Consider the following 18,413-nt stretch of genomic DNA (forward strand, 5'->3'; position numbering starts at 1 on the left):
CGCCCGGCCCCGTACGGAGCACCCCTCGAAACTGTGTAGACTTGGCGACGCTGCTGCTGCCAATCTGGCTCCGCAGCATGCCGCCTTAGCTCAGTCGGCCAGAGCGACGCACTCGTAATGCGTAGGTCAAGGGTTCGATTCCCTTAGGCGGCTCAGCCGAGAACCCCAGTCCGGACAGTGTCCGGGCTGGGGTTCTTCGTGTCGGCGGGGTCGCGGGGCCGGTTGGCGATCAGCTTGGTGCCCCGGGGGGCGGGGGCGCTCAACTCGTTGTGGGTCGCCGCACGGTGTGGGTGGTCAGCGGTCGAGGACGAGTCTTGGGCAGCCGGGGGCGGCGCGGGAGACGCAGATGAACATGACGTCGTTGGCCGCTCGCTCCTCGCTTGTCAGCAATGCGTCGCGGTGGTCGATCGTGCCCGATTGGACGCCGGTCTCGCAGGTGCCGCAAGTGCCTTCACGGCAGGAGGAGAGGATCTCGATGTCGGCCTCCTCCAGCACCTCGAGGATCGATTTGTCGGGCGGCACTTGGAGGACTTGTCCGGAGTCGGCCAGTTCGATCTCGAAACCCGCGGATACGGCATCCGGGTCGGCATCGAGCGCCGTGAAGCGTTCGGTTCGCAGGGTGCCGGTGGGCAGGGGCGCGCAGGCGGTTTCCAGGGCGTCGAGGAGTGGTGCCGGGCCGCAGGCGTAGAGCAGGGCGCCGGGCGGGCGGGTGGTGACGATCCGGTTCAGGTCGAGGAGTCCCGTCTCGTCCTGCGGGCAGATGACGACGCGGTCGCCGTGGCGGGCCACGAGGTCGTCCACGAAGGCCATCGAGCCCCGGGTGCGGCCGCCGTAGTGGAGCCGCCAGTCGGCGCCTGCGGCGTCGGCCGCGGTGAGCATGGGGAGGATCGGCGTGATGCCGATGCCGCCCGCCACGAAGACGTACGCCGCCGCCGGCTCCAGCTCAAAGTGGTTGCGGGGGCCGCGTGCCCTGATCGGGTCGCCCGCGCCCAGTTTGTCGTGGACGTGTGCCGAGCCGCCGCGGCTCTCCGGCTCGCGCAACACGGCCACCTGCCAGCGGCCGCGGTCGGCCGGGTCGCCGCACAGCGAGTACTGCCGCACCAGCCCGTCGTCGAGCAGCAGGTCGATATGGGCTCCGGCGGACCAGGCGGGCAGCTCGGCCGCGTCGGGGCTGCGCAGTTCGAGGAGCCGGACGTCCGCGGCGGCCTGTGCGGCGGCCGCGACGACCAGCTCCAGTTCGGTCTCCGCGTTCACGCGTCCACCAACTCGGGCTCGGGGTCGGGCGCGTCGGAGTCGGCCCGGCTGTCGCCGTGCGTGTCCGGGTGCGCCAGCAGCCATTCCCACAATGCGATGGGGTCGATGTCCTCATGCTCGGCGCCGCACCAGCAATAGCCGACGAGCACGTCGGTGTGGAGCTTCCACACCACCCGGTAGACGGTCCGCCCCTTGAGCATCTTGGTCGGCGACGGCAGATCCGCGCGTACGGGGGCGGCGGGGCCGACCTGGTTCACGCTGCTCATGGTGTGGCCACCGGCGCCGCCCCGGCCGTCTTCCGCTCACCGCGGGCGACCAGTTTGGCGAGGATCCGGCGGGCGGCCAGGCCGCCGGTGTCGATGTTGATCGACAGCTCCTGGTAGTTCTCCTTCTCGCTCTCGACGACCTCTTCGAGCAGGTCGAGGGCGACGACGTCCTGCATGACCACCGTGTGGTTGTTGGTCGCGAGGAACTCGGTGACCGTCTCGTCGTCGAGCGCGAAGTCGCGCGCGACCATCCAGAAGTCGAGGGTCTCGTGTTCGGTCGAGGGGGTGATCCCGTAGGTCACCTCGACATGGAATGCCTGGTCGTCCGGGCCATCCTCCGGCGGCAGGACGCCGGTCGGGGCGATCCGGCTGTGCAGCAGATAGAGGCACGGCGCATGGTACTCGACGTCCTGCCAGCGGGTGATCCGGCCCTCGATGCCCGTGGACTTGGAGTAGAACGGCGGGCATTCGGCGTCGTCCATATGGCGGCTCACGTAGACGACGTCGGCGTCCTCGTCCACCTCGGTCGTGATCGGCGTCTCGGCGACCTCCGGGGTGCCGATGTAGCCGCCGTGCAGGTAGGTCTCGTGGGAGAGGTCCAACAGGTTGTCGACCAGCAGGCTGTAGCGCGCCTTGAGCGGCTCCATGCCGCGGACGACCGTGTAGTCCGGTGAGTCCAGCCAGGGTGCCCGTGGGATGAGGGCGGTGTCGGCCAGTTCCTGGTCACCGATCCAGACCCACACCAGCGAGTCCTGCTCATGGACGGTCCAGGCGGGGACGCGGGCCGTGCGCGGGATCCGCTTCTGGGCCGGTGCGGCGACGCAGACGCCGGTCTTGTCGTAGGTGAAGCCGTGGTAGCCACAGATGATCTGGTCGTCCTTGAGGTGGCTGCGCGACAGCGGGTACCGGCGGTGCACGCACCGGTCGGCCAGCGCGACGACCTCGCCTTCGCCGGTCCGGTAGAAGACGAGCGGCTCTCCGCAGATGGTGCGGCCGAGCAGGCCGTCGCCGATCTCTTCGCCGTACGCGGCGATGTACCACTGGTTCAAGGGCCAACTGGGCATCGGTGTCTCCTTCTGTCTCTCGACCGGCCGACTGTCCCTCGACCGGCCGAACGCCGCGCCGAACCGCGAGGCGCGGACCGGCGTTCGCCTGGTCCAGGCCCGGAACGAACGCCGGTCCGGAGCCCGGTCCGGAGCCCGGTCCGAGTCCCGGTCCGAGTCCCGCTCCGAGTCCCGGTCCACGCCCCGGTGCGACGACCGGGTCCGCCCAACGGTGGCCGACGCCGCCCTCCGCGGCCTAGGGCACTTCCGATGTCCGGAAGGAATCTCGGCTCGCCCCATCGGAATCTCAGCCCGCGCCCAGCAGACGCCCGCCACCCGCCGGCCGGGCCGGTTCCCAGCCCAGGGCCCGGGAGATGCTGCGGCCGGCCGCCTGTACCGCGGGGGTCAGCGCCTTCGGGGTGAGGGGGCCGTCGGAGCGCACCACGACGGAGAGCGCCGCCACCACCTCACCGCCCACGCCACGCACCGGGCAGGCGACCGAGAACGCGTCCTCCGTCACCTGGCGGTCGCTGCGGGCCGTCCCGGCGCACCGCACGTCGGCGAGCATCTTGCGGAGCACCGCGGGGTCGGTGACGGTGTACGGCGTCCAGCGCCGCAACGGCTCGGCCAGCACCCGCTCCTGAACCTCCCGAGGCGCGTGGGCCAGCAGCACCAGTCCGACGCCGGTGGCCGGAAGGGCGAAGCGCCCGCCGACCTTGGTGAGGACCCGGACCGCGCCACGGCCGGTGATGCGCTCCACGTAGACGACCTCGAGCCCCTCGCGCACGGCCAGTTGCACGTTCTCGTGGGTCGCCTCGTAGAGGTCCTCCATCGCGGGCAGCGCGGTCTCCCGCAGCGCGAGCCCGCGGGGCGCCGCGCACGCCGCCTCCCAGAGCCGGAGTCCGACCTGGTAGCCGCCGTCGGCCTCTTCCAGCGCACCCCATTCGAGGAGGTCGGCGACGATGCGGTGGGTGGTCGTCAGCGAGAGGCCGCTCGCGCGGGACAGCTCCGAGAGGGTGAGCCGCGGCCGGGCGGCACCGAAGGCCCCCAGCACATCGAGTGTGCGGAGGCTGAGGGAACGGGCGTCGCGCCCGCCCGTCGTGGCGTTCTTACCGGGCATGGGCGGCCTCGGGACGCTCGGGCCCCCGGCGGGGGACCGCCGGGGGCGAGGCCCGTCCAACGATGTACCGGCCGGTCCTGTACCGGCCGGAGCGGGCCTCTTCGAGGACGGCCGTGAAGCGCGGGCTCGTCATCGCGGATGACCCGGCCGCGACCGCGGTCCGTACACGACCACCAGCCCGTTGTCGGCGTCGACCTCGACCCGGTCGCCGGTCGCGATCCTGGCGACCGGGTCGTCGTCGAACTCGGTCACCGTCGGGACGCGGGTCACGATCGCGCCGAGGGCGGCCTTCGTGGTCAGGTTGGTGAAGACCATCGCCAGCGGCGCGGTGCCCATCAGACGGGTCGACTGGAAGAAGCCGGACCAGCCCGAGGAACCCTTCGCCCCCGGGAAGACCAGCACCTTGCCGGTGAAGCAGACGCCGTAGAGCTCGTGTCTGCGCTCGATGATGGTGCCGGTGGCCGGGTCGATCCCGCCCCAGCCGGAGATGGTCTCGTGGGAGACCAGGGCCCGGCCCTCGACGCGCCCCGGGACGATGCCGCGGCCGCGGAGCACGAGCCGGGTCCCCGCGGCGCTGGTCATCGGACCACCGCCGCGGGGGCCAGGGAGCCGCGCCAGCGACCGGTCACGGCGGCATCGACGCACTCCTCGGTGGTGCCGAACCAGGCTTCGATGCCGAGGATCGCCGGCAGGTAGTGCGCCTGCTTGGCCGAGTCCGTGGCGAACACCTTGGTGCCCGTGGGCGCGACCCGCGACATGGCCGGGCAGGAGTCGGTCAGGACCCGGCCCCCGGCGCGCTCGATGGTGGCCGTCCACCCGTTGCGGTCCGAGACGGCACGCAGCGCGCGCGGCGTCATGACCCACAGTTCGGTCCCGGCCGACAGCGTGCGGCCTTCGAGCGCCCGCGCGACCCGGCCGATCTGTTCGAGCGAGGCGTGCGGGCAGCCGATCAGCACGAAGTCGACATCGTCGCTGTTCCCGATGGAGTTGAGCGAGTCGTAGATCGCGCGGCGCTCCGCCTCGCCGTAGCGCAGCGGCTCGGGCGGGGCGGCGCCGCCGAAGGCCGCCTCCAGCGTCGGCGCATCGGGGGTGCGCCCCGGGATGTGGTACATCTCGACGCCGCCCGAGGAGGCGGCGGCCGCCCCGAAGTGCTTCAGGTCCGCCAGGTCGGGCTGGCCGAGGTCGCCGACCATGACCGGGCGCGCCTCCTGGACCGCGTCGCCGACGAAGTAGCCGAACATGCCCCAGTCCTGAAAGCCGGTCATCCGCAGCCCGGACTCGATCAGATGGGTGCCGTAGCGGTTTTCCACCAGATGGTTGCCCCAGCAGGGGATCCGGCCGGTGATGCTCGCCGACCCGGTCGAGGCGCCCCCTTCGCAGTTGGTGCGCGCGCCGAGGACCGAGTTGGCGTAGACCACCGCCGAGGACTCCATCCAGGCGATGTGCTCGCCGTAGGTCGGCAGATTGCCCACCTGGTAGGGCGTGCATGTGGCCAGGACGTTGACGCCCTTGGAGCTGTAGAACGACTCGGCGTCGGCCTGGAGCTCGATGTTGCGCTCGGAGTACGGCATGATCCCCAGCGCGTCGTCGCCGAAGCCGTGCTGGAGCTGGCAGGTCGGCACCTTCATCCGCGGCACCTCGATGTCGTCGTCGCAGTCGAGGCTGATCACCGCGAACGCCTTCGACCAGCCGCCCTCCTCGAACAGCTGCGTCTTGGCGGGCGAGGGCTGGGTGTTGGTCCCCGCCACATTGCGGGTCTCGCACAGGTGCGCGGCACCGAGTGCGTCGGCGTATCTGATGAGCAGGTCCATCGCCGCCGCGACGGCATCGCCGTCCCGGCCGTCGCGCATGGCCTTCTCTTCGTCGGTCAGAGCGACCATCGACTCCTCCTCAGCCCTCGACGTTCTCGCGGACGCGGTCGCGCAGCGCCGTCAGATCGATCTGGTGGACGTCCTCGCCCAGGGTCAGATCGAGGGCGTGCGCGGCGGCGAGGCCCATCGCCGAGCACGGACCCATCACCCGGACGCTCGAGAGCGCGGCGGCGTCCCCGTCGACACAGCGGCCCGCGGCCACGAGGTTGCGCGCCCGTGGCGAGAGCATGCTGCGCAGCGGGACGTAGTGGACGTGGTCGGGGCCGAAGGTCTCCCAGACGTAGCCCTCGACCCGGTCGTGCAGCTCGACCGGCCAGGCGGTCCGGGCGACGGCGTCCTCGAACCTCGTCTCTCCCCGCACCTCGTCCAGGGTCAGCCGGTGGGCGGCGGCGAGCCAGCGGGTCTGCCGGCGCCCCGGGAACCCATAGGCGCGGACCCGCGCGTTGCGGAACGCCGCCGGGAACTCCCGCCGGAGGAACTCCACGACCCGGTCCGCCTGGGCGCGGCCCCGCAGCTGCGCGTCGGCGGCCTCGACCGCGCCCAAGGGGGCCTCGACATGGGTCATGTTCATCACCGCCGTGTCGCGGCCGGGGAAGAAGAACGCGAGCCCGTCACGGCGGACCAGGCCGTACTGGGCGGCCTTCTCATCGACCCGGGCCACCAGCTCGGCGGGCTCCGGTTTGCCGGACTCGTCCAGCCCCTCCAGCCGGATCTGCTGGGAGCCCCAGACGGTACGGTCCGGGACCTGGCAGGGCAGCCCCGCCTCCCAGGCGAGCGCCGCGTCGCCGGTCGCGTCGACGACACCGCGGGCGGTGACGCTCACCGGGCCGAAGCGCGTGGCGAAGTCGACCCGCTCGATGACGCCGCCCTCGATCCCGACGCCGCTGACGGAGGCGCCGAGGACCACCCGGATGCCGAGCTCGTCCACGATGTTCTCGAACCAGCGGCCGAGGGCGACCTCGTCGTAGGTCACCGTCTGGGTGTGGGTGCGGTTGTAGTGGAGGTCGTCGGTCTTCTCCAGCGCCGCGAAGAGCTCGCCGAAGATGCCGTGGGTGAGTTGGCGGTAGTCGGGCGCGTTGCCGTAGATCCCGCAGAAGAGCCCGATCATCGAATTGACGCACTGGCCGCCGAGGACCGGGAGCGCGTCGACCAGGACGACATCGCGGCCGAGGCGGCGCGCCTGGATGGCCGCCGAGAGCCCGGCGATACCGGCGCCGACGACGAGGATGTCGGCGTCGAGCCGTTCGGCCGGAGCGTCGGCCGGCTTGGTGACCGTGTGGACGACGAGATCGGACAGGGGGTGGGGCATGGTGTGGTCTTCTCCCGGAAGGTGGTTGGTCAGTTGGCGGCGGGCCGGCGCAGCGTGGCGCCCCGGTCGAGCGGCTCCACGGCCCCGGCGTACACACCGAGCCAGGAGCCGGGCCGCGCCGGCCAGGTCCGTGGCGCGCGTGTTTCGGCGTACGCCTCGATCCGGCGGTTCAGCTCTTCGGCGTCGATCAGGAGGTCGACGGTCCGGTTCGGGACGTCGATCGCGATCTCGTCACCGGTGCGGACGGTCCCCAGCGGGCCCGGCACGCCTCCCTCCGGGGAGATCTCGCCGACGACGACGCCCTTGTTGACGAGGCCCGAGAGCTGCCCGTCGGTCACGAACGCCACTCGCTCGCTCAGGCCGGAACCGGCCAGCGCGAAGACCACGTTGGAGGCCATGCCCATCCCCGGTGTGCCGGTGACGCCAAGACCCCGCAGCACAAGGACCTCGCCCGGCAGCACCTCGCCGCGCTCGATCGCCTCGGTGGCCTCCGGCGCGGACTCGAAGACGCGCGCCGCACCGCGGAAGGTGCGGGCCCGGTTCTCGGTGACCGACAGCTTCACGATTCCGCTGTCGGGGCACAGATTGCCGCGCATCACGACGATGGTGGACTCGGGGCGCATCGGTTCGGCGCGGATCACCTCCGCGTCGACGGGGGCACCGGCGACGGCCTCGGCCATCGATGTGCCCGAGACCGTGATGGCCGAGCCGCCGATCCTGTCGCCGAGCTGCCGGAGCACGCCCCGGGCGCCGCCCGCGGCGTCGAACTCGTCGATGGTCGTGGGCCCGTTGGGCTGGACCGCGGCTATCGGGCCGACATCCCGCCCGATCTCCTCGAAGAGCCGGTGGACATCGATGTCGTACGGCGACTCCGCGGCGATCGCCTCCAGATGTTTGACCGCGTTGATCGAGCCGCTGACCGCGATGACCGCCGTCACCGCGTTGCGGAACGCGGCGGGCGTCATGACCGAGCTGGGGCGCCGGTCAGCCTCGACGGCGGCCATGACGACCGGTCCCGCCGCCCGCGCGGCCGCCCACATCGTCTCGCTGTTGGCCTGGGTGGGGGCCGAGCCGGGCAGCGCCATGCCGAGCGCCTCGGCGACGATGTGCATGGTGTTGGCGGTGCCCATCCCCTGGCAGACACCGGGGCCGGTGATGGCGCGGTCGGACATCCGGCAGAGGTCGTCGAAGCCGATGGCGCCCGCGGCGAGCTTGCCGGCATCGGCGAAGACCTCCTCGATGTCGACGCGGCGGCCGTTGTCGAGGACACCGCAGCTCTGGTAGCCGCAGGCGACGATCACGGTGGGGACGTCGGTCCGCGCGGCCGCCATCAGCTGACCGGGTGTCGTCTTGTCGCACGACGCGAGGCAGATCATCCCGTCGAGCCGCGCGCCCTCGACAACCGCCTCGATGTCGTAGGACACCAGGTCGCGGCCCGAGAGCACATACCCGCCGCCCCGGCCGGCGGCCATGATGAAGTCGGTGGGCGCGACGGTGCGGATCTCGAAGCCCAGCCCGCCGGCGTCGTACACCGACCGGCGGACGGCCTCCGCGACCTCGTCGAGATGGGCGAAGCACGGCGCGAGCCCGGAAGAGGAGTTGACGATGGCGATCTTGGGCCGGCGGATCTCCTCGTCGTCGTAGCCCAGCGCCTTCCACTGCGTACGCGTCGTCGCCCAGCGAGACGACCCGACCGGATGATTGCTGCGCGGCTCGGTGGACATCCCTTGACTCCTTCCTCGTTCTTCGTGGTCGCTTCTGTGGCCAAGGCGTCGGTCAGGAGGGGGCCGCCGTTCTCACCGGAGTCACGCCGGTCGTGGGTGCTTCCACGGACAGCGCCCCCTCCGCCTCGGCCGGCAGCCGGCGCTGGACCCGGCCGAGCACGAACAGCACCAGCACCATCACGGCAGGGCAGGCCGCGAACACGGTGAACGCGCCGTGTGCCCCGAGACCGGCGTCGAGGATGACGCCGCCGAGCCAGGGGCCGACCATGGCGCCGACCTTGGCGACCGAGGAGGCCCAGGCGGCGCCGTTGGCGCGGATGCCCGTCGGGTAGAAGGTGCCGGCGATGCTGGTGATACCGCCATGGCCGCCGTTGACGAACATCTTGGCGCCGATGACGAAGGCGACGTAGACGGCCGGGCCGAGAACTCCGGTGCCCAGTGTCAGCATGCAGACGACGGCCGCGAGCGGCATCCACAGGATGATGCCCGCGCCCTTGCGGTCCACGAACCGGCTGATGAACAGCTGCGCCACGGCGCCCGCGACGCTCGCCAGGGCGGCGATGGTGGCGGCCGCGCTCACGCTGAAGCCCATCTGCTCGTTGATCATCGGGGTCCAGAAGACCAGGAAGTAGATCAGCGCCGAGGAGAGGAGGTAGACCAGCCACAGCAGGGGTGTGATGGCGGCGAGGTGGCCGCGGAAGAGCTGGGTGGGGGTGAACCGCTTCCCCGAGTGCGCCTGCTCCTGGGCCTCGGTGGTGAAGCGGGTCCCGGGCTCGATGGACAGGCCCGGCTGGAAGCGGCGCAGGATGCGGGAAACGCGCTCATCGCTGCCGGGGCGGGCCTTCAGCACCAGGAACTTCACCGACTCGGGCACCAGCGGCAGCACCGCGAGGAGGGTGAGCAGGGAGCAGACGCCGCCGACGACGAACACCGATCGCCAGCCGTACTCGGGGATCAGCCAGTTGGAGACGGGACCACCGGCGGCGCCGCCGAGCGTGTAGCCGACCATGATGATGGAGACGGCGGTCACCCGGAACCGCTTCGGCGCGTACTCGGCCGCCAGGGCCCAGGTCAGCGGGAGCACCCCGCCGAGGAAGAGCCCGGAGACGAACCGCAGGGCGAACAGGTGGGCGTAGGTGTCCGCATAGGCGAAACCGAGCATGAAGAGGCCGAAACCGGCGACGGACGCGACGATGGTGGGACGGCGCCCGATACGGTCCGCCAGATAGCCCATGATCAGCGCGCCGATCATGGTGCCGAAGAGACCGACCGTGGCCAGGGTGCCGAGCTGGGTCCCGGTGAACCCGAAGTCCTTGCGGATGTAGGTGGCGGCGAACGACAGGATCTGGAAGTCGAAGCCGTCGAGAAAGGTGATCAGACAGCAGACGGCGTACATCAGCAGCCAGTAGCGGCTGGCGCGCTGGCGCTCGACGATCGGGGCCACTTCCACGACGGGTCGGGTGGCGCTCATGGCCGTCTCCTCGCCGTCGGGGCCGGCCACGATGGGGACGCGGGTGATGACCACAGCTCTGTCAGGGCATGGGGCATGAGGGCTCCTGGGGAAGGGGGCTGTGCCGCGAAGGCGGCTCTCATCGCGTGCCCCGCACCGTAGGCAGCCCGCTTCACCGGAGGGAATGCCCAGGTCAATAGAGCGTTCGACTGGGCGGCATCAACGGCGTTTATGCGTCGAGGCAGGCCGCGGCGCGGACCATCAGGTCGCGCAGCCAGCTGTGCGCCGGGTCCTCGTCGTGGCTCGCGTCCCACCACAGATGCTCTTCCAGCGGATCGAGCGGTACCGGGCAGGTGAGCGTGCGCAGCCCGTGCGCGGACGCGATCGGTGCGGCGAGCCGCTCCGGAACGAGCGCCACCCGCCGCGTTCCGGTGATGAAGTCGGGTACGGCCCGGTAGCTCTCCACGCGTACGGCGATGCGCGGCCGGATGCCCAGGGCGGTCAGCTGCCGGGTCGCCGGAGCGGCCGAGGGGTAGCCCTCGTCCCGGTGGTAGGGCACCACCCACGGCAGCCGCGCCAGGTCCTCGATGCCGAACGACTCGGCCTCGCACAGCGGATTGCCGGCGGACGCGACGCAGACCCACCGGTCGTGGAAGAGCGGAACCGACGCGACCCCCGGGGTGCGGAAGTGGCCGAGCGGCGGGGAGACCATGGCGTCGACGAGCCGGATCGCGTCGCCCGCGCCACTGCCCAGGGTCTCCCTGATGAGCTGGAGGTGGAGCGCCGCATGGGGTGCCTCGTGGTCGAACAGCCGGGACAGCGGGGGGTCCAGGACCGTCGCCGGGTAGTCGGCCATCAGCAGGGTGAACTCCCGCTCGGTGGTCGCGGGGTCGAACGCCCTGCCGGTCGCGAAGAGCCTTTCGGCGGCCGCGCACACCGTCTCGACCTGCCCGGCCAGCTGCGCGGCGAGCGGCGTCAGGACGTAGGCGCCGTGTACCCGGGCGAGCAGCTCGTCCCCGAAATGCCGGCGCAGCCGGGACAGCGCCGCGCTGACGGCGGGCTGGGTGACGCCGAGGTTCCGGGCGGCCCGGGTGACGTTCCGCTCGCGCAGCAGCGCTCGGAGCGTCACCAGGAGGTTGAGGTCGAGGTTGGCGAGGTGCGTGGGGCGGGACTGCCGTGGGCTCATGGGCTCGGGATTCTGCCGCAGGCAGGCCGGCTCTTTCCATCCTCCGCTCCGGGGATGTCCGGTCGGCCGGGGCCGTCCCGGCGGCCGCCGGCCGTCGGTCCGCGGCCGCGGTGCCGGGCCGGCGGCGTGCCGACGGCGTCCCCATCAGATGCCGAAATCTGGTGCCGAAATCAGATGCCGGAATCAGGTGCCGAACAGCTCCGGGCGCTTCGCCGCGAGCGCGATCAGGCCGCCGGCCTCCAGCATGTCGATCAGGAACGGGTCCGCGGGCGAGCCGGTGGCCCGTGCGCCCGTCGTGGTGTTGACCACCTCGCCGGCCGAGAGGTCGACCGAGAGCACGTCGCCCCGGTTCACCAGGTCCTTGATGCCGGGCACCTCGATGGCGGGCAGCCCCACCTCGAAGCAGTTGCGGTAGAAGGTGCGGGCGAAGGACTCGGCGACCACACAGCCGATGCCGGTGCCCTTGAGCGCCTTGGTCGCGATGGCGCGGCCGGAGGACTGGCCGAAGTGCCGTCCGGTCACCACGATGTCGCCCGCGGCGACCTGGAGGGGGAACTCCGGGTCCAGGTCCTCCAGCACATGCTGCGCCATGACCTCCACGGGCTCGAACACGTACTGCGGTTTCACGAGCCGGTCCGTCGGGATGTTGTCCCCGAACGTCCAGCTCCTGCCCTCGAACCTCACCGGGTGCTCCTCTCGGCGATCTCGCCCGCCACGGCCGACGCCGCCACGGTCCGCGCGGACGCCAGGTACATCTCGGCCCGGGTGCTGCCGTTGCGCCCGGGGAAGTTGCGGGCATGGGTGGAGATCATGGCCTCGCCCGCCGCCATCGCGCCCATGTTGATGGCCTGGTTGGAGCCGGTGCTCGGCGGGAACCACGTGGCGCCGGCCTCGTGCAGCGCGAGCACCAGACCCTCCCGCACGGCCTGCGCGAACACCTCGCGGCTCGACGGCACGATGTTGAAACGGGTGTCCGGGTGGACGGTGTGGCCGTGCAGCACCTCGGCGGCCGTCCTGATGTCCTCGATCCGGCCGCCGCCGTGGCCGCCGAGCTCCGCGTACCGCACCTGGCGGCCGGCCACGTCCGAGACGGCCTTGGCGTTGCCGACCGTCGGCGGGCAGGCGACCTGGGGCACCACATCGCTCACGTCGTACCGCAGCACGGTCGCGGCCTCGCCGCCGTCACCGCGCGGCAGGTCGTAGGGCAGGCCGCCCGGCAGAGTGCGCACGAACGCCTCGGTGACCTCGTCGGGCTCCACGTAGCTGCTCTTGGCGCCCAGGTCCACGCAGAGCAGCGGGAACAGCCAGCGGTCCCAGAAGGCCAGCTGCTTGACGTAGGGCCCGGTGAACTCCAGCGCCTTGTAGTTCATCGTGCCCTCGCCGATCTCCGCGGTCAGCCACAGGGCGATGTCCCGGGGCGTCGTGCCGAGCCGTGGCTCCCCCGTCAGCTCGATCCGCACGGTCTCGGGCACCCGGAACCACGCCTTGCCGTACGGGAGGACCGTGCCGGCGTGCGAGTCGTTGCCGAGCGCCACGGCGAGGGCGCCGAGCGCGCCGTGCACGGGCGTGTGGCTGTCGGAGCCGACGACGATCATGCCGGGCTTGACGAAGCCGCCGCGCACCGCGGCGTGGTGGAGGTTGCCGTTGCCGCAGTCCAGGAGGTTGATACCGGTGCGGCGGGCCCACTCGCGGTTGTGGTGGAGCACATCGGCCTGCTGCTCGGTGGGCGGCGAGTAGTGGTGGTCGAAGACCATCAGGGTGCGCTCGGGGTGCGGGATCGGCAGACCGACCTGCTTGTCGTAGACGCCGGAGGTGAGATAGCCGCTGAGGTCGTGCATCAGCAGCATGTCCACCTCGGCGATGACGATCTCGCCGGGCTCCACGGACGGTTTGCCGCTCGCCCGCGCGAGGATCTTCTCGACCAGGTTCACTTCAACACCTCCGCGGGGTTGGTGATGACGCCGGTGATCGCGGAGGCGGCGGCGGTCGCCGGGCTGCCGAGGTAGATGCTCGACTGGTAACTGCCCATACGGCCCTGGAAGTTGCGGTTGGCCGTGGACAGGGTGGCCTCGCCGTCGGCCATCGCGCCGCCGTTGCCCGCGCAGGCGCCGCAGCCCGCGTTGGTGATCATCGCCCCGGCCTCGACGAGGGTGGCCAGCACACCGGTCTCGGACGCCTTCGCCATGACCGCGCTGGACGCGGGGGTCACCACCAGGCGCACCCCGTGGGCGATCTTGTGGCCCTTGAGGACACCGGCCGCGATCTCCAGGTCGTCGTACTTGGCGTTGGCGCAGGAGCCGATGAAGACCTGGTCGAGACGGGTGCCGCTGACCTCGTCGACGTCCACGACGTTGTCCACGGTGTGCGGGACGGCGATCTTCGGGGTGAGGGCGGTGCCGTCGAGCGTGACCGTCTGCCGGTAGTCGGCCCCCTCGTCGGGCAGCAGCTCCTCGTAGCCGTCGGCGCCGACGCCCGCCTCGTCGGCGAGGTAGGCGCGGGTGGTGGCGTCGGGTGCCACATAGGCGTTCTTGGCGCCCATCTCCATGGCGAGGTTGCAGAACGTCATCCGCTCGGACACCGAGCGGGAGCGGACGTAGGAGCCGCCGAACTCGGCCGAGCAGTAGGTGAGCCCGTCGGCGCCGAGGTCGCCGATCAGCTTCAGCATGACGTCCTTGGCGTAGCTGCCCGCGGGCAGCTCGCCCTCGATCTCGATACGGACCGACTCCGGTACCTTCACCCACAGCTTGCCCGTGACCCAGGCCGCCGTGATCTCGCTGAAGCCGACGCCGGTGCCGAACGCGCCGAGCGCGCCGTAGATCGTGGAGTGGGAGTCGGTGCCGATGACGAACTGCCCCGGGCGGATGAGGCCGTTCTCCATCAGCACGATGTGCGCGATGCCCGCGTTGACGTCGTAGAAGTTCTTGATGCCCATACGGTCGGCGAACTCGCGGCACAGCCGGTGGTCGGCGGCCGTCTTGGCGTTCATCGCGGGCGAGATGTGGTCCATCACCATGGCCACCCGGTCGGGGTCGTACAGCGTGTCGACTCCCATGCGCTCCAGCGTGCGGATGCAGCGCCAGCTGGCCGTGTGGCTCATATAGACGTCCGGGTAGGCGTCCACGATCTGTCCGGGGGCGAGACCGCTCTCGCCCGACGCGCGCTCGATCGCCTTCTGCGCGAACGTCCTGGGTGCGGTGGTGGTCATCGGGCCGCCCCCTCCTGTTCTGTCGTACTGGGTGCGGAGTCCCGCATCAGATGCGGGATGAGGCCGCCGTCGTCGAGGATGTCCTTGAGGCCCTGCGGGTACGGCGCGAAGTGGAAGGTCCGGCCCGCGACCTCGACCGTGCCGGCGTCGTAGTCCACCCACATGTCGCCCTCGCCACCGGCGGCCTTGAGCGCCGCGACCGCGTCGGGGCACTCCACGGCGACCAGGCCGGTGTTGATGGCGTTGCGGAAGAACACCCGGGAGAACGAGGCCGCGACGACGGCCTGGACGCCCGCGCCGATCAGACATGTGGCGGCCTGCTCGCGGGCGCTGCCGCAGCCGAAGTTGCGTCCCGCGACGACGATCCTGCTGGCCCGCAGCCGCTGCTGCACCTCGGGGCCGAGCGGCTCGAAGGCGTGCTCGGCGAGTTCCGCGGGGTCGATGCTGACGAGGTAGCGGCCCGGGATGATGACGTCGGTGTTGACGCTCTCGCCGAAGGTGATGGTGGGGCCGCCGACGCGATGGCGGCCGGCCGCCGCGTCCGCGGCGGCGTCCTGGGTCGGTGTGCTCATGGTGTGTGGTTCTCCTTTTGTCGTCCGTGGCCGGGCGGCAGGCCCGCCGGGGGGAGAGGGCGGGCCTGCCGGTACGCGGGCCCGGATCAGGGGCTGGTCTCCTCCAGGAACCAGTCCGTCGGCACCTCGTGGCCCAGGCCCTCCCGCTCGGCGAGTTCCAGGGCACGTGCGCACACCGCGGCGAACTGCACGCCCATACCGGTGTTGTTGGCGAACACGGTGATGTCGTCGGGGGAGGTGCGGCCCGGTGCGTCGCCGAGCAGCAGTTCGCCGAGTTCGCGGATGTCGTCCCAGGCGAGCCGGCCGCGCTCGACCGGCCCGAGGATGTCGAACTGCTTGTCGTGGTGGACCTGTTCGCGGGAGAGGACGGTGATCCGGTCGGCCCGGTCGAAGGTCGTGTCGTCCAGCTCACGGCGGGTCGCCGTGCCGTCGGGCGAGGTGATCGCCGTGACATGGGTGCCCGGGTCGAGCCAGGCGCCGTCGAAGCACGGATCCATCGCGGCCGTCGCGCAGGTGACGATCTGACAGCCCGACACGGCGTCCCTGCGGTCGGAGACCGGGACGATCCTGCGGCCCGTGCGCTCGCTCCACGTCGCCGCGAACCGCTCGCGGTTCTCCGGTGTCGGGCTGTAGACCCGCACCTCCTCGATCCCGGGGCGCACCAGCAGCAGCGTCTCCAGATGCGCCTCTGCCTGCCAGCCCGAGCCGAACATCCCGGCCACCGTGGCGTCCTCGCGGGACAGCTCACGGATGCCGAGCGCCGAGGTGGCGCCGACCCGCATCTTCTGCACGAAGCTGTCGTGCAGGATCGCCAGCGGCTCCAGTGTGGTGAGGCTGTAGAGGGTCACCAGGCCCACGTACCGCTTGCCGGGGGCCGCCGGGATCAGCCGGCGGCGCTGCACACCGCTCGGCAGGGTCTCGACGCCCGCCATGTCGGAGGTGATCCGCAGGGCCCATACGCCGCTGGAGACGTTGCCGCCCTCCTGCGACTTGAAGCGGAAGCCGAAGCCGGGCCAGCGGTCGTCCTTGACCGGGAAGTACGTGTGGTTGCGGGGGCGGTTGGCGCCCTGGCCGCGGGACAGCTCCCGGTAGGCGGTGGCCAGCGTGTCGAGGCACTCCTCGGCGGTCAGCACCTTCTGGATGTCGTCGTTGGACAGGATCCTCACTTCGCGGCCTCCTCGTGCGTGCCGGTCAGGTTCCGCGCGCCGCCCTCGGTGACGAGCACGGTGTCGGCGAGCGCCGCGTAGTCGCCCGCGGCGAAGAGCACATCGACGGTGACGGCGACGACGGCCCCGGCGGGCAGCGGGTCCGAGGCGGCGCGCCTGCGGTACTCACCGGCCGACGCGAGGTCGGTCTGGTTGACCCAGCGCACCTGTGCGTCGGTGCCTTCCGGCAGCTTCGCGAGCGCGGGGGCGGCGGCTTCCGCGAGCGTCTCGCCCGTCGCGCCCGCCCTGGCGGCATCGACGGCCGCGTCCAGCGCGGCGCGCAGCGTGCCGGCCCAGGCGCTGTCCTCGGCGCCGGCGAGGCGCGCGGCGTGCAGCCAGCCGGTCCGGTACTGGCCGGTGACCTGGACGCCCACCACGCCGTCCGGCGCCTGGGTGGTGTTGGTCTGGACGTCGAGGAACCCCGCGCCACGTACGATCCGCTCGACCGTGGCCGTGCGGGCGAAGGGCGTCAGGCCCGCGCCACACGCCTCGTGCGCCGCCCGTCCGACGACCTCCGCGCCGGTGCGCAGCAGCGCCAGCTCATGCTCGGAGACCACGGCGCGCCGGTCGCCGACCAGGCCCGGCAGCTCCCGCACCTGCCAGCCCGGCAGGGCGGCGCGCACCTCGTCCACGATCGCCGCGGGCCAGCGCGCCGCGTCGGCCAGGCCCACCGTGCCCGCGGGCCGCTCGCCGAGCAGCTTGGTGACGAGCGCGCCGAAGCCGCGACCGCTCTCGATGCGCTCGACGGTGGAGATCCGCCGCATCCAGGGGTGGACGCGCGGCGACAGCTTCGTCAGGAAGACCGTCTCGCCGGAGGCGGGCACGGCGAGCATGCCCTCGTTCCAGTAGATGCAGAGGTTGGTCAGATGGGCGATGTCGTCGGAGGCGAAGACATCGCCGTACACCAGCGCCACATCGACGCCCTGGGCGGCGAGGTCGGCCTGGACGGCGGCCGTGCGCGCCTGCCACTCGTCGGCAGGAACCTCGGCCGGGTCGAGCACCACGAGTCCGCGCTTCACGCCGACACCCCCTTCTCGCTGTGGAACAGCTTGCGTTCGGTGGAGATCAGCACTTCGCAGCCGTCGGCCGTCACCCGCACCGGGTCGCCGAGCACGTGGTATCCGGCCAGCGGGGTGAAGGTGTTGGGGTGGATGATGAAGACCGCGTTCTCGGGCAGGACGGTCTCGTTGCCCTCGATGATCGGGGTCTCGTCCAGGTGCAGACCGTGACCGTGGCCGCGGACCCGGGTGTACTGGCTCGTGCAGTACTCGCCGTAGCCGTGCGCACGGAAGACGTCGTTCTGCGCCTTGGCCACGTCGTGCGCGGTGACGCCGGGGCGCACCGCCGCCATACCGGCCTCCACGGCCTCGTTGAACAGGTCGAACGAGCGGTACTGGCCCTCGCTCGGCTTCCCGACGACGGCGGAGCGGCAGATCTGGAGCCAGTAGCCGTCCATCTGCGGGGTCAGCTCGGTGCGGACCATGTCCCCGGCCTGGAGGACCCGCGGGGTCGGCGCCGTCATACCGCGCACCTCGTCCTTGCCGGAGGCGATCAGCATGAAGTTGTCCTCGGCGCCCAGCTCCTTGATCCGGGCCTCGACCTCGGCGACGATCCGGTACTCGGGCAGGCCCGGCTCCAGTACGTCCACGAACGCGTCCCAGCCGGCGGCGCATACGGCGGCGCTGCGCCGCATCCGGGCCAGCTCCCAGTCGCTCTTGACCATCCGCACCCCGTCCAGCAGGGAGGTGGCCGAGACGATCTCGGTGCCGGGCAGCGCGGTGCGCAGCGCGTTCGCGAGCATCGCGGGCAGCAGTTCGTAGTGGGCGATGCCGATGCGCCGCGGCCGCAGCTCGCGCAGCCGGTCGGTGAGCGGCGCCGGGTCCCAGACGTCGAGGGTGTCCGCGCTGTCGACCCAGCCCCTGCGGCGCAGTTCCGGCAGGTCGCTGCGGCGGGTGGAGAAGGCGGCGACCTCACCGGACGCGGGGAAGAGCACGAAGGACGAACTGCCGGTGACGCGGGCGTCGGCGAAATAGCGCACATTCTCCCGGCGCCAGCCGGGGCCGTACGCGAGAACGGCGTCGAGTCCGTTCTCCGCCATGGCGGCGCGGACTTTGGCGTGTCGCAGAGTGCGTTCCGTGGAGTCGGCTTCAGGGCCGTCGGACGCGGTGGCCGATGCGGATGTCGCTGCATCGCTGACCGTGGTCATTC

The 18,413-nt window shown here is 71.6% G+C and carries 17 protein-coding genes and 1 tRNA gene; 1 reads left to right on the forward strand and 17 read right to left on the reverse strand.

All coding sequences use genetic code 11. The annotated features are described in order from the left end of the window. Window positions 1-79 precede the first annotated feature (79 nt). Window positions 80-153: transfer RNA gene (locus AB0E24_RS07530), tRNA-Thr, on the forward strand. A 141-nt stretch (window positions 154-294) separates the two neighbouring features. On the opposite strand, the gene AB0E24_RS07535 is transcribed toward AB0E24_RS07530, so the two are convergent. From AB0E24_RS07535 to AB0E24_RS07615, 17 genes are all read right to left on the reverse strand, one after another. Then, window positions 295-1,254, reverse strand: a complete 960-nt coding sequence (locus AB0E24_RS07535) for a PDR/VanB family oxidoreductase (RefSeq protein ID WP_359375375.1) — start codon at window positions 1,252-1,254, stop codon at window positions 295-297. After that, window positions 1,251-1,520, reverse strand: coding sequence for a hypothetical protein (locus tag AB0E24_RS07540; protein WP_069860951.1), 270 nt, complete (start codon window positions 1,518-1,520; stop codon window positions 1,251-1,253). The genes AB0E24_RS07535 and AB0E24_RS07540 overlap by 4 nt, the downstream gene beginning before the upstream one ends. Then, window positions 1,517-2,584: a Rieske 2Fe-2S domain-containing protein gene (locus tag AB0E24_RS07545; RefSeq protein WP_079258142.1), complete on the reverse strand. Its 1,068-nt coding sequence runs from the start codon at window positions 2,582-2,584 to the stop codon at window positions 1,517-1,519. The genes AB0E24_RS07540 and AB0E24_RS07545 overlap by 4 nt, the downstream gene beginning before the upstream one ends. Before the next feature lie 286 nt (window positions 2,585-2,870). Then, window positions 2,871-3,683, reverse strand: coding sequence for an IclR family transcriptional regulator (locus AB0E24_RS07550; RefSeq protein WP_069860949.1), 813 nt, complete (start codon window positions 3,681-3,683; stop codon window positions 2,871-2,873). Between the two features lie 129 nt (window positions 3,684-3,812). Then, window positions 3,813-4,265 carry an aconitase X swivel domain-containing protein gene (locus AB0E24_RS07555; RefSeq protein ID WP_069860948.1) on the reverse strand — a complete coding sequence of 151 codons (453 nt, stop codon included), beginning with the start codon at window positions 4,263-4,265 and terminating at the stop codon, window positions 3,813-3,815. Then, entirely contained in the window at window positions 4,262-5,563 is a 1,302-nt protein-coding gene (locus AB0E24_RS07560) for an aconitase X (protein ID WP_069860947.1), read from the reverse strand. Before AB0E24_RS07560 ends, AB0E24_RS07555 begins: the two co-directional genes overlap by 4 nt. 10 nt (window positions 5,564-5,573) lie before the next feature. Continuing rightward, complete coding sequence (locus AB0E24_RS07565; RefSeq protein ID WP_359375379.1) at window positions 5,574-6,863, reverse strand: FAD-dependent oxidoreductase; 1,290 nt, start codon at window positions 6,861-6,863, stop codon at window positions 5,574-5,576. Between the two features lie 29 nt (window positions 6,864-6,892). Beyond that, window positions 6,893-8,587 (reverse strand): dihydroxy-acid dehydratase domain-containing protein, encoded by a 1,695-nt coding sequence (locus AB0E24_RS07570; RefSeq protein WP_359375381.1) that lies wholly within the window; start codon window positions 8,585-8,587, stop codon window positions 6,893-6,895. Window positions 8,588-8,639: 52 nt separating this feature from the next. Then, window positions 8,640-10,058 carry an MFS transporter gene (locus AB0E24_RS07575; RefSeq protein WP_359375383.1) on the reverse strand — a complete coding sequence of 473 codons (1,419 nt, stop codon included), beginning with the start codon at window positions 10,056-10,058 and terminating at the stop codon, window positions 8,640-8,642. A gap of 208 nt (window positions 10,059-10,266) precedes the next feature. Continuing rightward, window positions 10,267-11,223: a LysR family transcriptional regulator gene (locus AB0E24_RS07580; protein WP_069860943.1), complete on the reverse strand. Its 957-nt coding sequence runs from the start codon at window positions 11,221-11,223 to the stop codon at window positions 10,267-10,269. Between the two features lie 183 nt (window positions 11,224-11,406). Then, the gene (locus AB0E24_RS07585) at window positions 11,407-11,907 is read right to left on the reverse strand and encodes a LeuD/DmdB family oxidoreductase small subunit (RefSeq protein WP_100806863.1); all 501 of its coding nucleotides are present in this window, start codon (window positions 11,905-11,907) and stop codon (window positions 11,407-11,409) included. Further along, window positions 11,904-13,154, reverse strand: coding sequence for a 3-isopropylmalate dehydratase large subunit (locus tag AB0E24_RS07590; RefSeq protein WP_359375386.1), 1,251 nt, complete (start codon window positions 13,152-13,154; stop codon window positions 11,904-11,906). Before AB0E24_RS07590 ends, AB0E24_RS07585 begins: the two co-directional genes overlap by 4 nt. Further along, window positions 13,151-14,428, reverse strand: coding sequence for a 3-isopropylmalate dehydratase large subunit (locus AB0E24_RS07595; protein ID WP_102935066.1), 1,278 nt, complete (start codon window positions 14,426-14,428; stop codon window positions 13,151-13,153). The genes AB0E24_RS07590 and AB0E24_RS07595 overlap by 4 nt, the downstream gene beginning before the upstream one ends. Continuing rightward, entirely contained in the window at window positions 14,425-15,000 is a 576-nt protein-coding gene (locus AB0E24_RS07600; RefSeq protein WP_359375389.1) for a LeuD/DmdB family oxidoreductase small subunit, read from the reverse strand. The genes AB0E24_RS07595 and AB0E24_RS07600 overlap by 4 nt, the downstream gene beginning before the upstream one ends. 86 nt (window positions 15,001-15,086) lie before the next feature. After that, window positions 15,087-16,166, reverse strand: a complete 1,080-nt coding sequence (locus tag AB0E24_RS07605) for an ornithine cyclodeaminase family protein (RefSeq protein ID WP_069860939.1) — start codon at window positions 16,164-16,166, stop codon at window positions 15,087-15,089. Further along, complete coding sequence (locus AB0E24_RS07610; RefSeq protein ID WP_079258134.1) at window positions 16,163-17,224, reverse strand: hypothetical protein; 1,062 nt, start codon at window positions 17,222-17,224, stop codon at window positions 16,163-16,165. Before AB0E24_RS07610 ends, AB0E24_RS07605 begins: the two co-directional genes overlap by 4 nt. Further along, window positions 17,221-18,411, reverse strand: a complete 1,191-nt coding sequence (locus tag AB0E24_RS07615) for a M24 family metallopeptidase (protein WP_359375392.1) — start codon at window positions 18,409-18,411, stop codon at window positions 17,221-17,223. The genes AB0E24_RS07610 and AB0E24_RS07615 overlap by 4 nt, the downstream gene beginning before the upstream one ends. Window positions 18,412-18,413: the final 2 nt, after the last annotated feature.

Origin of the sequence: Streptomyces malaysiensis subsp. malaysiensis (assembly GCF_040653035.1) — a bacterium.
GTDB classification, from domain to species: domain Bacteria; phylum Actinomycetota; class Actinomycetes; order Streptomycetales; family Streptomycetaceae; genus Streptomyces; species Streptomyces malaysiensis.

What these genes read in the sequence shown, in the direction of transcription:
- AB0E24_RS07560 (WP_069860947.1), bottom strand. Translation starts at nt 5,563, where the DNA reads ATGGTCGCTCTGACCGACGAAGAGAAGGCCATGCGCGACGGCCGGGAC.
- AB0E24_RS07580 (WP_069860943.1), bottom strand. Translation starts at nt 11,223, where the DNA reads ATGAGCCCACGGCAGTCCCGCCCCACGCACCTCGCCAACCTCGACCTC.
- AB0E24_RS07545 (WP_079258142.1), bottom strand. Translation starts at nt 2,584, where the DNA reads ATGCCCAGTTGGCCCTTGAACCAGTGGTACATCGCCGCGTACGGCGAA.
- AB0E24_RS07595 (WP_102935066.1), bottom strand. Translation starts at nt 14,428, where the DNA reads ATGACCACCACCGCACCCAGGACGTTCGCGCAGAAGGCGATCGAGCGC.
- AB0E24_RS07550 (WP_069860949.1), bottom strand. Translation starts at nt 3,683, where the DNA reads ATGCCCGGTAAGAACGCCACGACGGGCGGGCGCGACGCCCGTTCCCTC.
- AB0E24_RS07540 (WP_069860951.1), bottom strand. Translation starts at nt 1,520, where the DNA reads ATGAGCAGCGTGAACCAGGTCGGCCCCGCCGCCCCCGTACGCGCGGAT.
- AB0E24_RS07575 (WP_359375383.1), bottom strand. Translation starts at nt 10,058, where the DNA reads ATGAGCGCCACCCGACCCGTCGTGGAAGTGGCCCCGATCGTCGAGCGC.
- AB0E24_RS07600 (WP_359375389.1), bottom strand. Translation starts at nt 15,000, where the DNA reads ATGAGCACACCGACCCAGGACGCCGCCGCGGACGCGGCGGCCGGCCGC.
- AB0E24_RS07555 (WP_069860948.1), bottom strand. Translation starts at nt 4,265, where the DNA reads ATGACCAGCGCCGCGGGGACCCGGCTCGTGCTCCGCGGCCGCGGCATC.
- AB0E24_RS07570 (WP_359375381.1), bottom strand. Translation starts at nt 8,587, where the DNA reads ATGTCCACCGAGCCGCGCAGCAATCATCCGGTCGGGTCGTCTCGCTGG.
- AB0E24_RS07615 (WP_359375392.1), bottom strand. Translation starts at nt 18,411, where the DNA reads ATGACCACGGTCAGCGATGCAGCGACATCCGCATCGGCCACCGCGTCC.
- AB0E24_RS07565 (WP_359375379.1), bottom strand. Translation starts at nt 6,863, where the DNA reads ATGCCCCACCCCCTGTCCGATCTCGTCGTCCACACGGTCACCAAGCCG.